Origin of the sequence: Actinokineospora pegani, from assembly GCF_009745975.1 — a bacterium.
Taxonomy (GTDB): Bacteria; Actinomycetota; Actinomycetes; order Mycobacteriales; family Pseudonocardiaceae; genus Actinokineospora; species Actinokineospora pegani.
The window spans coordinates 1-14,772 of record NZ_WHOL01000087.1 but is presented as its reverse complement, the minus strand read 5'-3'; the positions used below and the strand labels follow the sequence as shown (position 1 = coordinate 14,772).

Annotated in this window: 13 protein-coding genes and 2 pseudogenes; 9 read left to right on the top strand and 6 right to left on the bottom strand. The window is 69.7% G+C overall.

Annotated elements, in window-relative coordinates; all coding sequences use genetic code 11:
- Positions 1 to 183: 183 nt before the first annotated feature.
- Entirely contained in the window at positions 184 to 1,041 is an 858-nt protein-coding gene (locus tag GCL84_RS15150) for a GlxA family transcriptional regulator (protein ID WP_156756115.1), read from the top strand.
- On the opposite strand, the gene GCL84_RS30640 is transcribed toward GCL84_RS15150, so the two are convergent.
- Positions 1,031 to 1,159, bottom strand: a complete 129-nt coding sequence (locus GCL84_RS30640) for a hypothetical protein (protein WP_268891352.1) — start codon at positions 1,157 to 1,159, stop codon at positions 1,031 to 1,033. The genes GCL84_RS15150 and GCL84_RS30640 overlap by 11 nt on opposite strands.
- 158 nt (positions 1,160 to 1,317) lie before the next feature.
- Here GCL84_RS30640 and GCL84_RS30040 point away from each other — a divergent pair, with 158 nt between their 5' ends.
- A complete protein-coding gene (locus tag GCL84_RS30040) occupies positions 1,318 to 1,530 on the top strand; it encodes a hypothetical protein (RefSeq protein ID WP_235926275.1) in 213 nt (70 codons plus the stop codon).
- Positions 1,531 to 1,843: 313 nt separating this feature from the next.
- On the opposite strand, the pseudogene GCL84_RS15140 reads toward GCL84_RS30040, so the two are convergent.
- A pseudogene (locus tag GCL84_RS15140) lies at positions 1,844 to 2,688 on the bottom strand (IS630 family transposase); the annotation flags it as partial.
- A gap of 414 nt (positions 2,689 to 3,102) precedes the next feature.
- Here GCL84_RS15140 and GCL84_RS15135 point away from each other — a divergent pair.
- Genes GCL84_RS15135 through uppS form a run of 3 tightly spaced genes read left to right on the top strand, consistent with a single transcriptional unit; the run spans position 3,103 to position 6,381 of the window.
- Positions 3,103 to 3,669, top strand: coding sequence for an ATP-binding cassette domain-containing protein (locus GCL84_RS15135; protein ID WP_235926273.1), 567 nt, complete (start codon positions 3,103 to 3,105; stop codon positions 3,667 to 3,669).
- The gene (locus tag GCL84_RS15130) at positions 3,666 to 4,535 is read left to right on the top strand and encodes an ABC transporter permease (RefSeq protein ID WP_156756114.1); all 870 of its coding nucleotides are present in this window, start codon (positions 3,666 to 3,668) and stop codon (positions 4,533 to 4,535) included. Before GCL84_RS15135 ends, GCL84_RS15130 begins: the two co-directional genes overlap by 4 nt.
- 16 nt (positions 4,536 to 4,551) lie before the next feature.
- Complete coding sequence (gene uppS, locus GCL84_RS15125; RefSeq protein WP_156756172.1) at positions 4,552 to 6,381, top strand: polyprenyl diphosphate synthase; 1,830 nt, start codon at positions 4,552 to 4,554, stop codon at positions 6,379 to 6,381.
- Positions 6,382 to 6,410: 29 nt separating this feature from the next.
- On the opposite strand, the gene GCL84_RS15120 is transcribed toward uppS, so the two are convergent.
- The 4 genes and pseudogenes from GCL84_RS15120 to GCL84_RS15105 all read right to left on the bottom strand — a co-directional run bounded on the left by GCL84_RS15120 (position 6,411) and on the right by GCL84_RS15105 (position 9,184).
- Positions 6,411 to 6,671 carry an integrase core domain-containing protein gene (locus GCL84_RS15120; RefSeq protein WP_156756113.1) on the bottom strand — a complete coding sequence of 87 codons (261 nt, stop codon included), beginning with the start codon at positions 6,669 to 6,671 and terminating at the stop codon, positions 6,411 to 6,413.
- A gap of 137 nt (positions 6,672 to 6,808) precedes the next feature.
- Positions 6,809 to 7,033 (bottom strand): annotated as a pseudogene (locus GCL84_RS30970) (IS3 family transposase); the annotation flags it as partial.
- 72 nt (positions 7,034 to 7,105) lie between these two features.
- Positions 7,106 to 7,399: a transposase gene (locus GCL84_RS15110; protein WP_156756112.1), complete on the bottom strand. Its 294-nt coding sequence runs from the start codon at positions 7,397 to 7,399 to the stop codon at positions 7,106 to 7,108.
- Between the two features lie 462 nt (positions 7,400 to 7,861).
- Positions 7,862 to 9,184 carry a hypothetical protein gene (locus tag GCL84_RS15105; RefSeq protein ID WP_156756111.1) on the bottom strand — a complete coding sequence of 441 codons (1,323 nt, stop codon included), beginning with the start codon at positions 9,182 to 9,184 and terminating at the stop codon, positions 7,862 to 7,864.
- Between the two features lie 444 nt (positions 9,185 to 9,628).
- Here GCL84_RS15105 and GCL84_RS15100 point away from each other — a divergent pair, with 444 nt between their 5' ends.
- The 4 genes from GCL84_RS15100 to GCL84_RS15085 form a co-directional block, all read left to right on the top strand.
- Positions 9,629 to 10,552, top strand: a complete 924-nt coding sequence (locus GCL84_RS15100) for an alpha/beta fold hydrolase (RefSeq protein WP_197523267.1) — start codon at positions 9,629 to 9,631, stop codon at positions 10,550 to 10,552.
- Entirely contained in the window at positions 10,533 to 12,179 is a 1,647-nt protein-coding gene (locus GCL84_RS15095; protein ID WP_156756109.1) for a PHA/PHB synthase family protein, read from the top strand. Before GCL84_RS15100 ends, GCL84_RS15095 begins: the two co-directional genes overlap by 20 nt.
- Positions 12,180 to 12,224: 45 nt before the next feature.
- The gene (locus GCL84_RS15090; protein WP_156756108.1) at positions 12,225 to 13,769 is read left to right on the top strand and encodes a GMC oxidoreductase; all 1,545 of its coding nucleotides are present in this window, start codon (positions 12,225 to 12,227) and stop codon (positions 13,767 to 13,769) included.
- Between the two features lie 265 nt (positions 13,770 to 14,034).
- Positions 14,035 to 14,772: IS30 family transposase (locus GCL84_RS15085; RefSeq protein WP_235925905.1), on the top strand; the 738-nt coding region annotated here is incomplete at its 3' end.

Sequence of the window (14,772 nt, the reverse complement as noted above, 5' to 3'; positions counted from 1 at the left end):
TGGACGCCATACTTCGAGCGAATCCGGTCAAGGAGGTGGGGAGTTGGGGCGCCATCGGGTCGCGATGGTCGTGCTCGGCGGGACGTTCGTCCTCGACCTCGCCGTGGCCGTCCAGGTGTTCGGCCGCCGCCCCTCGGTGTTCGCCAAGATCCGCCACGAACCGAGGCGCCCTACGAGGTCGGCGTGTGCGGGCGGGCGAGCACGCCCACGTCCCTCGGTTTCACGATCGCCGACCTCAAGCCGGTCGACTGGATCAGCGGCGCCGACACCGTCGTCGTGCCGGGGCTCGAATCGCCCTGGGAGCCGCAGGACCCGGCGGTGCTGGCCGCGGTCGCGAAGGCGGCCGACGACGGCGCGCGGCTGGTGTCGCTGTGCGCGGGCGCCTTCGTGCTCGGCCAGGCGGGCGTGCTCGACGGCAGGCGGGTCACCACCCACTGGGCCCTCGCCGACGAGTTCCGCGCCGCCTTCCCCCGCGCGCACCTGCTGGAACACGCCATGTACGTCGACGACGGGCAGGTCCTGTCCTCCGGCGGCATGCTCGCCTCCGCCGACCTGTGCCTGCACGTCCTCGGCCGGGACCACGGCCAGTCGTACGCCAACGACGTCTCCCGGATGCTCATCAGCCCGCCGCATCGCACCGGCGGCCAGGCCCAGTACGCCAAGGCGCCCCTCCGGCCGACGTCCGGCCCGCTCGCGCCCGTGCTGGAGTGGCTCGCCGAGCACATCACCGAGCCGCTGACCCTGCCCGGGGTCGCCGCGCGGGCCCACATGAGCCCCCGGACCCTGGAGCGGCGGTTCCGCGCCGAGACCGGCGACAGCCTCGCGGGCTGGATCGCCCGCAGGCGGGTCGAGCGGGCGCGGGCCCTGCTGGAGGACTCCGACCTGTCCGTGACCCAGGTCGCCCACGCGGCGGGCTTCACCTCGACCGGCTCGCTGCGCAGGCACTTCCTCGCCCACACCGGCACCAGCCCGCGGTCCTACCGCGACGCGTTCCGCGGCTCGACCCCGAAGACCCCGCCGCCGGACCTGCCTACCAGGTGACCGGCAGTTCGGTGATCACCTGGAAGCCCGCGATGGGGTTGAACGGGACCTGTTCCGCCGGGACCGCGAGGCGCAGGTCGGGCAGCCGATCAAGCAGTGTGCTGAGAGCGATCTCCATGGTGACGCGGGTGAGGTTCTGCCCGCGGCGTTGGTGGGCGCCGAAGCCGAACGAGACGTGGTCGCGGACCGAGGAGCGGTGCCAGCCGAGGGAGTCCGGTCTGGATCTTCGGGCGCAGGGTGTTGATCCGCCGGAGTGTGAAGCTGGGGGTCAGCATCTTGCGCCGGGCGTTGTGCACCGGGCCGTCCACGCCCACCAGCGCGGTGATGATCTTCATGACCTTCTGCTGGGTATCGCTGACGGTGGCGGCGATGCTCGCGAACATCATGGGCCACGCGGGGTTGGTGCGGTCGCTGGAGATGCGGGGGTCGGCCAGGAGCTTGCGGGCCACGTCGCGGCCGATGACCGCCCAGACGCGCCTGCCGTCGTAGAGGGCGACCTGGGCCAGTGGCCGCTACCCGGCCAGCGGCAGGTAACCCGGCGCGGGTTGGTAGGGGCAGGTGCGGTCCTGCGGGAACACAACGGTGTCAGTCATGCGGGGCCCTCCGGGCGTTCAGTGCGGTGACGTGCGTGTGACCGATGCGGTGCGAGGCTCGTCGGGGGAGGGGGCCTCCGGGATCGCCGGGAGGCCCCTTCCTCCGTGTGGGGAAAGGTGTGGACCGCGTGGCGTGGATCGGGTGTACTGCGACTAGACTTGAACGATAGCCACGGAAAAGTTGGCGAGCATTCCTCATCTTGGTAGTGCTCGGCGTCGCGGCAGTATCGGGCCAGGTTGTCGAGGATCTCGTCGGCGGTCTTTGTCCAGACGAATGGTTTCGGGTTTTCGTTCCGGGCTGCGATTCACGCGTTGCGTCGGCTTCGAGTTCGGTGACGCTGCGGCGGAGTTTGCGGTTGGTCAACTCGGCGAACCACCGCTCGACCAGATTGAGCCAGGATGAACCGGTCGGGGTGAAGTGCAGGTGGAAACGGGGATGCCGGATCAGCCAGGTCTTGATCTCCGGAGTCTTGTGGGTGGCGTAGTTCTCGCACACCAGGTGCAGATCCGACTCCGGCGGGGTGTTGGCGTCGATGGTCTTGAGGAACTTCAGGAATTCCTGGTGGCGATGGCGGCGCTGGTGGCGGCCGATGACTGTGCCGGTGGCGATGTCGAGTGCCGCGAACAGGCTCGTGGTGCCATGTCGGACGTAGTCGTGGGTGCGACGTGCCGGTGACATGCCCGTGGCCGCGGCCATCGACCGAGTGGACCAGTGCGAGTCATTGTTCGGTGGCGCCTGTTCCAGCGTGGTCACCACGACGTGTTCGACCTGCGCGTCGGTGATCGTGCGCGCGGCACCCGGTCGGGGTTCGTCGGACAAGCCGTCCAGGCGGTTCTCGATCAACCTGCGGCGCCACTTGTTCACCGTGGGCGGTGAGACACCCAACCGCCGTACGACGTCCATGTTGGACAGACCTTCGGCGCGGGTCAGCACGATCCGTGACCGCAACGCCAACGCCTGCGCGGTCGAACGACGACGTCCCCCGCCTTGCGAAGTCAACCGCTCGAGATCGGTCAACACCAACTCGGGCAACGCGGGTCCACGACGAGCCAGCACAACAACCTACAACGAATCAACGACTCAAGACGATAGTCACCGGCACACCGGAGGTCCATTGACGTTACGACGCAAACCGAGCGTACCTCAACTGTTGACCGAGCAACTATCTCCCCCTCCGATCCGGGGCGATGCTCTGCCTGGCCTTCCTGGCGCGGCCTGCTGACAGCGACGTGGTACCTCAAGGCGCAGATACGGTGATCCGTGACCGCTGGGCTGCCAGAGGATGCCGTTCTGCCTCGTCTGTCGAGTTATGCGGAGTCGTGCCGTCAGACGCCGATGCTGACCCATTCGTGTGAATGCCCGTGTCTTCTCCGAACCATGATCGTTGGACGGTTCGGTCATGGTCGGTCCGGATGTAGGGAAGTGAGCGTGGAGGTCAGGGGTGTGCGGCATGCCTATCGTCGGCGTGTGGTGTTGCGGGGCATCGATTTGCGGCTCCGGCCGGGCACGCTGTGCGGGATCGTCGGGGAGAACGGTGCCGGGAAGTCGACTCTGCTGAAGATCCTTTCCGGTGAGCTGCGGCCCACTCGTGGCACAGTCCGTCACAGCGGCCCGTTCGGCTACTGCCCGCAGCACGTGGTCCTCAACGACACCCTGACCGTCCGGCAGCACCTGGAGTTCTTCCAGAGGGCTTACCGCCTCGCCGAACTGCGATGTGCCGAAGAGGTCATGGCCGTGCTCGGCTTCACCGGATACGCCGACGAGCGCGTCGGGGTGCTCAGCGGCGGGACGCGACAGAAGCTGAACGTGACGCTGGCGCTGATGCACGATCCCCGAGTGCTGTTGCTGGACGAGCCGTATCAGGGGTTTGACTGGGACACCTACCAGCGGTTCTGGGATCTCGCCGCACGGCTGCGCGACGCGGGGCGTTCGGTGCTGATCGTCTCGCACCTGGCTTACGACACCGAGCGCCTGGACGAGCTGTGGCGGCTGGACGGCGGGCTGCTCCGCCTGGACGAGGCGGTATCCGCGTGAGGGGCCACCTGAACTGGTTCACCACGGCCACGCGGTTCGCGCTGATCGAGCACAGTCGCAACCGGTTCGCCTTGGTTCTCGTAGCGCTGTTCATCCCCTTGTGGACTTCTCTGGCCTACTTGGCGATGCCCGACACTCCGGCGCACATGCGGCTTCGCGCCACGGGGGAGACGCTGGCGGTGCGCGGGAACGAACTGACGGAGATCAGCGGCGCGCTCAACGCGGTCACCCTGATCACCGGTTTCATGATGTTCGCCGCCACGTTCTCCGGCAGCCGTTTCGACCACCGGCTGGCGATGGCCGGTTATCCCCGGACCCACCTCGTGCTGGCCAAGGTCACCGCGCTGGCCCTGGTCTCGGCGGTGGTCGCCGCCTACGCCACCGCGGTCACCTGCCTGGCGTGGACGCCCCGGCAGCCGCTGCTGCTCGCCGCCGCGCTGTTCTGCGCCGGGCTCACCTACGGCGCTCTGGGCGTGGGCTTCGGGTCGGTGCTGCGCCGGGAGGTCGAGGGGATGTTCGCCATCGTGATGACCAGCATCATCGACCTGGCGCTGCAGAACCCGATCCTGAGCTCCGGGGCCGACAACCCGATCATCAGCTATCTGCCCACCTACGGGGCCATGCAGGCCGCCACAGCGGCGGGATTCTCCGCCAGCCCGGTACCGGCCTACCTGGGCATCCAGCTCACTTGGTTCGCGGTAGCGGCCCTGATCGCGCTGGTGAGCTTCCACCGCAGCACCCGCAGCACCCTGCTCGTCACCGCGCCAAACCCCAAGCGTGAGCCGGGCAGCGGCGGCTCCTCTCTTCTCTCGCCGCGCCGAGCCGACGTTTCACCGGCTTCGGCCACCGACACGACAGCACCCTGAGGTCCAGGTTCTCCAGATGCGCACAAACCCGCAATCCACCGCCGCACCCCTCGAGACGGCCACACCCGCACGGCACGGCCGAGTCACCGCTAGCGCACTGACAAGCGAGGATCCCGTCCTGCGGGCGGCGTACCGACTGTGCCGCCGCACCACCCGAGTACACGATCCCGCCATCCACGCCATCATCCAGCTTGCGCCGGCCGTGCTGCGTCCGGCGTGCTGGGCTTTGTGGGCGGCGGCCAGCGTCTTGGACGACCTGGCGGACCAGCCAGATGTGGAACCGGCCCTGCGCGCGGCTCGTGTCGAGGCCTGGACCAAGGCCCTCGCGCACGACCTGGCGGTGGGCGCGAGCACCGATCCCGTCCGGAACGCCTTGGTGGACACGGCGGCGCGGTGGCGACTGGACCTGTCCAGCCTGCACGGCGCGATGGCCACGACGCGGGAGGACGCCCGCGGTCTGCGCTTCACCGACTGGGCCCAGTGGCGGACCTGGTGCAACCAGGGACTGGTGCCCTGGGTCGAGCAGGTGCGGCACCTGTTCGACCAGGCCGGAGCGCCGATGCCCCTGCGGTTGGACCGGCAGGCCGACTACCGGCGTTTCATCGATGGTGCCCAGCTCACCGACACCCTCACCGACCTGAGCATCGACCTCGCCCAGGGCCACCTGCTTGTGCCACGGGAAGCCATGGAGTCCTTCCCCGGCGCGGAGGCGGACCTGACCCGGCGCCGCTGGACTCCGGCCGTGGCGGCCCTGACCGCCGACCTGACCGCCCTGGCCCGCCGATGGCTGACCGGGCCCGCCATGACCAGGGGAATGCACCCCGGAGCCGCCATCGTGCTCGACACGGCGGCCGCGTTGATGCGCCTGCAACTCGACGCCGTCGACGCGGCCGGCCCCACCCTGCTCGCCCGCCCGCCCCGCCCGTCCGCCGCTGCCCGCCTCCGTGTGCTGCTCCCCGCCCGCCTCCGCACTGCCCTGGCCTGGAACCTGACCCCGCTGACCGTGCCCGCGGCCCGACCTGCCGCGGCGGTGGTGAAGGCGAGCGATCCGGGCCCAACGGCCGACGACACCGCGCTGCGGCCCCCGCCCCCGCACCGCGACGGCGCCCGGCCCCCGCACATCGCTGCCGCCAAGATGCCCGACCACGTGGCGATCATCATGGACGGCAACGGCCGCTGGGCCCAGCAGCGCGGCCTGGTCCGCCAGGACGGCCACCGCGTCGGCGCCGCCGCCGCACACGAGGTGATCCACGGCGCCCTGGAGATCGGTCTGCGCCACCTGACCCTTTACGCGTTCTCCACCGAGAACTGGAAACGCGACCCGGAGGAGGTCGCAACGATCCTGGAGATGATCCACCACGAACTCGTCGAAGGCCCCCTGCGTGATCTAGACATCCGCAAGCGCTGGTCCGGCCGCCCGGACAGGCTGCCGCAGGATCTCGTCGACGCCCTCGTGCGCGAAGAGCGCCGCACCCGCAACCGCACCGGACTGACCCTCACCATGTGCATCGACTACAGCGGCCGCGACGAGATCACCCGCACCGCCGCCGCACTCGCCCAAGCCGCCAGCGACGGCGATGTGGTGCCCTTCCTCGTCGGCCGGGACGACGTCGCCCGCCATCTTCCCCACCCCGACATGCCGGACGTGGACCTGCTGTGGCGCACCGGAAACGAACAGCGCACATCCGATTTCCTGCCCTGGCACGCCGCCTACGCGGAGCTGTACTTCACCCCTGACTTCTGGCCCGACGTCGACCGACGCGACCTGTGGCAAGCCATCACCAAGTACAGCCGACGCCAACGCCGCTACGGCGCCGCCACGCCAACGCAGAACACCACCGACTGAGGTTGTCCCCGGGGACCGGACACTGGATTTCATGCCACGAGGGCGAGGCCTTGACGATAGGCGACGCGGACTTCGTGCGGCGTGCGGTAGCCGAGTGTCGAATGTAGACGGTTGTGGTTGTGGTAGCCGAGGTAGGCGAAAACGTCCCGTCGGGCGTCGTCACGGGTGTCCCAGACGGTGGTGCCGATCTCGGTCTTGAGGGTGGCGAAGAACGATTCCGCGACGGCGTTGTCGAAGCACGACCCGGTCCGCCCCACCGACGGCCGGATGCCGTGGCCAGGTGCAGCCACCCCTCCCGCGTGGGCAGGTAGGTGATGTCTCCGACCAGGCGACGGCCCGGGGCCGGGGAGGTGAAGTCCCGACCGATCGGGTCCGGCACCGGTGCCGCGACGATATCGGGCCTGGTCAGTGACCGTCGCCGTCTGCGGGTGAGACCGATGATCCCGCGTTCGCGCATGACCTGGCCGACCCGTTTGTGGTTCACCCGGCGGCCGCGGCGGCGCAGCGCGACGACGATCCGCGGACGCCCGTACGCGCCCCGGTGACCGGCGTGGACCTCGCCGATCTCGGCGGCCAGGCGCTCGTCGTCCTCGGCCCGCCCCGTTCTGGTCGGGGTGGCGGCGAGCCATTCGTAGAAGCCCGGACGTCGCACGCCCAGGACCCTGCACAGCCGGGTGACGCCGAAAGCGGCGCGGTGTTCGCCAGATGAACCGGTGGCTGCGGGTCAACGACCCATCTCCTTGGCAAAATACGCGGCGGCCTTGCGCAGGATGTCCTTCTCGAGCTCCAGTTCGGCCACCCGCTCGCGCAGTTCCCGCAGCTCCTGGCGCTCCTCGGCCGACACGCCACCCACCGGCGCAGTGGCCTGGGCCTGTTCGGCGGTGCGGACCCAGTTACGCAGGGTCTCGTGGTTCACACCCAACTCACGGGCGACCTGCCGCAACGGCCGCCCCGACGAACGGACCAACACAACGGCGTCCCTGCGGAACTGCTCGGGATACTTCGACTTGCCTGACACGGGGACACCCTGATCCCAGACCTCTGTCTGGAATCAGGGTGTCCGGTTCAAGGGGACAACCTCACATCAACGAGATCCGCCGACTATGGAACCGGCTCGTCATTCGCATCACTCACACCGTCGACCATGTCCTGCGCTGGTCGACATGGCGACGAACAAGCAAACCCGTGCCCGGATCAACCATCACAGAAGACGCGGGCATCACGAACTGTCGTTGTCGTACTAAGCCGAGTTCTATTGCTGGATGTGGAGACCTCGACGTCGTGCGGTTGCGACCTCAGCCGCTTCGGGCACGGTTGGAGGCCTTGTTGGCTGCTGCCAACGAGGTCCGCCACGGTGTCGGTCGATGCCTGGGCCATACGTGCGACCACGCACAAGCGCGCGGCTGCCTTCGGCCGTCGCCGGAAGACAGCCATCCCACGTGGACGGAAATCTGACACCCGCCGGTGCCGAGGACGTCGATCACGGGCCGGTCCCCGCTTGGTCGAGGATGCGCCGGGCGCAGGTGTGGCCGCGGTACGGGCGGAGCTGTCGCAGGAAGCCACGGTGGGCGGAATCCATGCGGGCCGAGTGGATGTAGGGGTATTCGTCGACGAAACCCTGCCAGATGGCGCATGCCTGCTCGACGCGGTCTCGGCGCAGGTGCAGTTCGGCGAGCCGGTGCGTGGTGATCATGCGAGAACGGCGTTGGTCGGCGGGGCGGTGACGCAGTGAGGCCCGCCAGGCGCCTTGGGCCGCGGAGCGGTCACCGAGGAGGGCGAGCACCTGGCCCGCGTGGTGCGCCAGGTTCGCTCGGGCGGTGGGATCGTCGGACTGCCGCGCGCCGTCGAGGTGCTCCTCGGCCTCGGTGAGCCGGGCCAGGGCTTCGTCGCGATTGGACAGCGCCGCGTGGGCGACGGCGGCTTGGCCGAGCAGTTCCGCCCGCGTGCTGGGCGGGGCGTGCGCGCCCGCGCGGGCGAGCGCCGCCTCCGCCGTCTGGACCGCCTGCCTGTGGTGGCCCAGGAACCACGCTTGCGCGCTCATGCTGCGCAGGGCGACGGCGTGGCCGAGGGGGTCGCTCGCTTGCGCGGTCAACTCCAGCGCCATCCGGAAGTAGCGCTGGGCGAGGTGGTGGTGCAGGTCGTCGAAGCACATGAAGCCCGCCAGGTGGACGAGGGTGGCCGCCGCGCTCAGCAGTGCTCCTCCGCTGCACTCCATCCGGTGGGCCCGCAGCCACACCGCGACGTCGGTGGCCAGGTAGGCGGTGAGTGCGAACCGGGCGTGACCACCACCGAAGGATCGGTCGGCGGTGATGAACGCGGAGGTCATCGCACCGATCCCGGCCAGGATCCCGCGTTCGGCCAGTCCGAGCGCGCCCCGGGGCAGGTCCGGGGAACTCGACCATTCGGGGGCGACCGCCCAGTCGAGGCGGAACGGCTGCTCCCGCAGCAGCGCCCGGCGCACCGGGTCGAGGTCGGCCAGCACGAGCCCGCGCAGCTCCCGCACCCCCACCCCCTCGGGTGGCAGGCCCGCGCGGTCCGTCCGCGGACCCACCATCCCGGTCTCGACCTCGGACACAGGACGCCCCAGGCGACGGGAGAACGCCTCGGCCACGAACGACGGGACCGGCGTGCGCGGACGACTTCCCGACAACCAGTGCGACACGGTGGTCCGGTCGTAGCTCAGCAACACGCCCGCCTCGCCCGCGACGCGGTTGACCGCGATGGAGAAATTGTGGCTCGTCCACCGCGCCTCCTTGAGCAGAGCACGGAGCACCTCGTTGTTCCCGCGTTTCCGCGCGGCCATACCCTCCCCAACCTCACGTGTGATGTGGAGCCACAAGGTGCAGATTGCAATTTGACCACCGCTTTCCAGTCAAGTGTCAGGACGACTGCCTGACAACCCGTCAACAGGGTGACGTCCTCACCGGCCGCGTGGTGGATCTCACCCCGGCAAGGGGTTCCCGATCAACGGCCACCGGTTCCGACCAATTCGTGCCGCAATCTTTTGGCCGCATAGTCTCCCGTTTTGTCATACGGATAAGGAATTCAACATGTTCAACCGAAACGGCCGCCGAGGGGGATGGCGGGTGCAGTCGCGGAGACGTCTACTGGGTTTGAGATCCGCCCTGACCCTGCGGCCTCGCCGTCACTTTTTCCGTGATGGGGAAGCCCGGCAGCAGGATCTCGTGCGGCTCGAAGGACCTCCCATCGAAGGCGAACTCCTGTCGGAGTGCTGAGGAGCGGCGAGTTGACAACCAGAGAATCCGAACGCGTGGAATCCGAGCGGCGGGTGTCCGTCCAGGGTGTTTCCACCCTCTACCGCGAAGCGGGTGAGGGACCGGTGCTCCTGTTGGTGCACGGGAACGCCAGCAACGGGCGGGATTGGCAGGGCGTCATGCGCGCCCTGGCGTCGACCCACCGCGTGGTGGTGGTGTCACTGCCGGGATTCGGCGAAACCGATCCCGTGGGGGACGTCGCCCCACCCCGGATGGTGTCCTTCATCGCCGCCTTCCTCGACGTGATCGGCGTGGACGAGGTCATCGCGGTCGGCCACTCCTACGGTGGGCTGCTCGCGGCCGAGTTCGCGCTGGCGCACCCGGGGCGCGTCACGCGCCTGGTGCTGGTCGACGCCAACGGCCTCGGGCGGACGATCACCCCGCTGGTGGTCGCGCAATCACTGATCCCGGGCCCGCTCGCCGAACTGGTGATCACCGCCCTGCTACTGCCGGGACCGGCACTGCTGAGAGTGGCCTTGGGCGCCGTGCAGTTCCGGCAGCCGTGGCGGGTGCCGTGGCAGGTCTGGCGCGACCAGCTGCGACTGTCGTTCTCGCGGACCTTCCTGCGCACGTCGTTCGATGTCGTCCGCCGGGGCGTCGACCTGCGGGGACAGCGCTTCGTCGTGCTCGACCGCCTCCGGGACATCGCCGTCCCCACCCTGGTGCTCTGGGGCATGACGGACGACGTGGTGCCGGTCTGGCAGGCGCTGTTCGCGGCCTGGCGGCTCCCCGAGGGGAAGTTGGCGGTCATCGGGGGCGCCGGGCACATCCCCCACCTGGACACCCCGGAGGAATTCCTCGACCACCTCGGCCCCTTCGTCCGCGACGACACGAGCGGGACCGACCCCGTCCCCGCCGTCCCCCAGGGAGAACCCCGTGCCGCAGACCAGTCCTGACCCCGGCGCCCGCGCGCACCGGGTCCCGACGCCGTGGACGACCGCGCTGGGCCTCGCCCACGCCCACCGGCGCTTCGCGACCGACCTCGCCCGGGCCACCGCGGGCACCTTGCGGCGGGCCCCGGGAGCCACCCGCGTCGAGCCCGCCGCGGGCGACCGGCGCTTCGACGATCCCGTCTGGGACACCAACCCCTACTTCCACCTGGTACGGCAGACCTACCTGCTGGGCTCCCGGTTGGTGCAGGAATCCGTGGACGCCCTGCCACTGGGCGAGCACGATCGGACCACTGCCCGTTTCCTGGCACAGCTGGCCGTCGACGCCGCCGCGCCGACGAACTTCCTGCCGGGCAACCCCGCCGCCATCCGCACGGCGCGGGAGACCCGCGGGCGCAGCCTGCTGCAGGGCACAGCCAATTTCCACTCCGACCTGGCGAGCAACCGCGGCCTGCCCGCGGCGGTCGACGCCGCCCCCTACGTGAAGGGGCGGGACCTGGCCGCGACACCGGGGAAGGTGGTGTTCCGCAACGAGGTCATGGAGCTGATCCAGTACGAGCCGCGCACCGAGACCGTGCACGCCGTCCCCATGCTGGTCAGCCCGCCGTGGGTCAACAAGTACTACGTCCTGGACCTCGCGCCGCAGCGCAGCGTCATCGAGTGGCTCGTCGAGCACGGGCACACCGTCTTCACGGTCAGCTACCGGAACCCGGACGCGACCTCCCGGGACGTTGGCCCGGACCACTACGTGCGCGACGGCCTCGTACCGGCGCTGAAGGTGATCGCGGACATCACCGGCACGGAGGAGGTCAACCTCGCCGGGGCGTGCCTGGGCGGCCTCTTGGCGCTCATGCTGGCCGCCTGGGTCGCCGAGGACGAGCGACCCCGCATCGGGTGCATCTCGCTGCTCAACACCATCGCCGACTTCACCGACTCGGCCGACTTCGCCGACAACAGCGTCAGCGGGAAGGTGATCAGGCGGTTCGTCGTCCCCGCCATCGGACGCGCTGCAGACCGGCGCGGCTACGTCGACGGTCGCGGCATCGATGCCTTCTTCCGGTTCCTGCGGGCCAACGACCTGGTGTGGCGGTACGTGGGGGCGAACTGGCTCCGGGGCGAGAAGCCGCCCGCGTTCGACATCCTGGCCTGGAACAGCGACTCGATGAACGTCACCCCCCGCGCCCAGGACTTCTTCATGCGGCAGTCCTGCCTGGACAACGACTTCGCCGGCGGTCGCCTCGAACTCGCGGGCAGGCGGCTGCGGCCGGAGCGGGTTGAGCAGGACGTGTTCGTCACCTCCGCGCGCGACGACCACATCATCCCGTGGGAGTTCGCCTACCGCACCACCTCCCTGCTGCCGGGGGACGTGCGGTTCCACCTCGTCTCCGGCGGTCACATCGCGGGCGCCATCGCACCGCCGAACCGCAAAGCCCGGTACTGGACGGGCGACCGGCAACCCGCTCAGGACCCGGGGACCTGGCTGGCCGGTGCCACCGAGCACAAGGACACCTGGTGGCACCCCTGGGTGGAGTGGCTGCGCGAGCGGTCCGGCGAGCAGCGCACGCCGCCGCCGACCGGGAGCGCCCGGCACCCCGCCGGAGAACCCGCTCCCGGTGCCTACATCCACAGCTGAGCGCGGTTCCGCGGCGGGCCACCACAACCCCACAGGAGGACCACAGTGAAAAGCACCTCGCCGGCCGGTCGCGGTGGCGTGGACCGCGAGGAGAGCCACCGCGTCGTCATCATCGGCTCCGGGGTGGGCGGCAGCATCACCGCCTTCCGCCTCGCCCAGGCGGGCATCGACAACCTCGTGCTGGAGCGGGGGCGCCGGTGGCCGATCACCCCGGACGGCGGCACCTTCCCCTGGTTCCCGTCACTGGACAAGCGACTGCTCTGGCTGGACCGCACGTCACCGGCGCCGCTGCTCGGCCGCCTGCCCTGGCCCGCGTCGGTCCTCGGTTCCGTCGCCGCCTCCACCCTCCCGCGCTCCACCGGGCTGTTGGACGTCTCGGTGCACCGGAACATGACCACCGTGTGCGGGGCCGGGGTCGGTGGCGGAACCCTGGTCTACGGCGCGATCCTGCCGCAGCCGAGCCCCGGCGCCTTCCACCGCGTCTTCCCGTCCGGAATCGATCACGAGGAACTCGACCGCACCCACTACCCCCGCGCCCGGCGCCGCCTGCGCGCGGCCCCGTTCCCCGACGACCTGCTCTTCCACCCCCGCTACCGCACCAACAAGACCTGGCACGCCGCCCTGGTCGAGGCGGGGCTGCCCGCCGAGAAGATTGTCAGCAGCATCGACTTCGACGTCATCCGCGCCGAACTCGACGGCACCAAACGGCCCTCGGCCACGATCGGGCAGTACCTGTTCACCGGTTGCGACAGCGGCGCCAAGCTCAGCGTGGACCGCACCTACCTGGCCGAGGCGGAGGCCACCGGCCGGACGGTGGTGCGACCACTGCACAAGGTCACCGGCATCGGCCAGCACCGCGACGGCCGCTACCACGTCACCGTCGACCGCCTCGACGTCCACGGCGAGGTGCTCGAGCGCATCCGCGTGGTGTGTGAACGCCTCGTGCTGGCCGCCGGGGGCACCCACACCCCGAGGCTGCTGGTCACCGCCCGCGCCACCGGGGCACTCCCCCGGCTCAACGAGTTCGTGGGCGCCCAGTGGGGAACCAACGGCGACCAGATGCCCGTCCTCGTCGACAACTCCCACCCCGAGAGTGCCCACCAGGGCGGACCGCCCTCCCACTTCGCCCGCAACCACGACGGCACCGCCATGATCACCCACGGCGGGCTCTCCCGCCCGGTGGGCACCCGGGTGCTGGTCTGCCCGGGCATCGGCATCCCGGACCGCTTCGGCCAGTGGAGCCACTGCGCCCACATCGGCCAGGCACGACTGGAATGGAGCTGCGGCAGCGACACCACCACCCACCGGAACGTCCTGGACCTCATGCGCCGCACAGCCCCGCACACCGGACCCGACGGTGCCACCCTCCTCGACCCGTTCGCCGCACACCCCCTCGTCCTGCACCCCCTCGGCGGCGCGGCCATCGGTAAGGCCACCGACCTGCACGGCCGATTGCACGGCCACCCCGGCCTCTACTGCCTCGACTCAGCCCTCATGCCCGGCTCCACCGCCGCCGTCAACCCCGTCCTGACCATCGCCGCCATCGTGGAACGCTGCCTGGACCACATCATGGGCGACTTCACCGACTGACGATCATCGAGCCACGGCAGGCACGACCTCCACCCGCAACCCGATGCCGACGAACAAAACAACACCGACATCAGTGACCAATGCTCCGAATAATCACCTGATCAATTCGCAACACCCTGAGAACGAACTTCACCGCTCCATGAACATCGACGCCCGAACTACGATGACCAACGGCTTCTCAGCGGTGACACGACCGGGCAGGTTCAGACGGTCGTAGCATGTGATCTTGGTGTTCGGTGGGGAAGGATTCCCTGTCGTGCGGGAGATGTTGACGTTGGCTGATCGGGAGGAGATCTCCCGGGGCCTGGTGGAGTTGTTGGAGTTCAAGGACATCGCTGTTCGGATCGGTCGGGATGCCTCTGTGGTGTCGCGTGAGGTGGGTCGTCATGGTGGCCGGGACGGGTATCGGGCGGTGGCGGCCGATGCCGCGGCGACGGTGGCCCGTTCCCGGCCGAAGGCGATGGCGGTCGACCGGTGTGCCCGGACGCGGTCGCGGGTGTGGTCGTTGTTGCGTCGTGGCTGGTCACCGGGATCTATCGCGGGCCGGTTGGCACGCGATGACGCGTCCGGGGACCCTTGCCGGGTGAGTCACGAGGCGATCTACCAGTGGGTCTACGCCCAACCCGTCGCGACGTTGCGCCGGGAGTTGATCGCTTTGCGCACCGGTCGCACCCGGCGGACCGGGCCTCGCCCGGCCCCGGCCCCGCGGATCCGCGAGCCCCACTACATCGACGAGCGCCCCGACGAGGTCGCCGGGCGTGCTGTGCCTGGTCATTGGGAGGGGGATCTGGTGATCGGGAAGGGCGGGAAGTCGGCGGTGGCGACCCTGGTGGAGCGCACCAGCAGGTTCCTCATCCTGGTCCCGCTGACCGGGCGGGACTCGCTGACGGTGACCCAGGCGATCATCGCCGCCGTCGGCGATCTCCCGGCCACGATCCGCCGGTCGTTGACGTGGGACTGCGGGTCGGAAATGGCTCTGCACAAGGATGTCACGGCGACCGGG

Excerpts from the sequence above, each read along its gene's own strand:
- uppS (WP_156756172.1), top strand. The coding sequence starts at position 4,552 with ATGCGCACAAACCCGCAATCCACCGCCGCACCCCTCGAGACGGCCACA.
- GCL84_RS30640 (WP_268891352.1), bottom strand. The coding sequence starts at position 1,159 with ATGGAGATCGCTCTCAGCACACTGCTTGATCGGCTGCCCGACCTGCGC.
- GCL84_RS15105 (WP_156756111.1), bottom strand. The coding sequence starts at position 9,184 with ATGGCCGCGCGGAAACGCGGGAACAACGAGGTGCTCCGTGCTCTGCTC.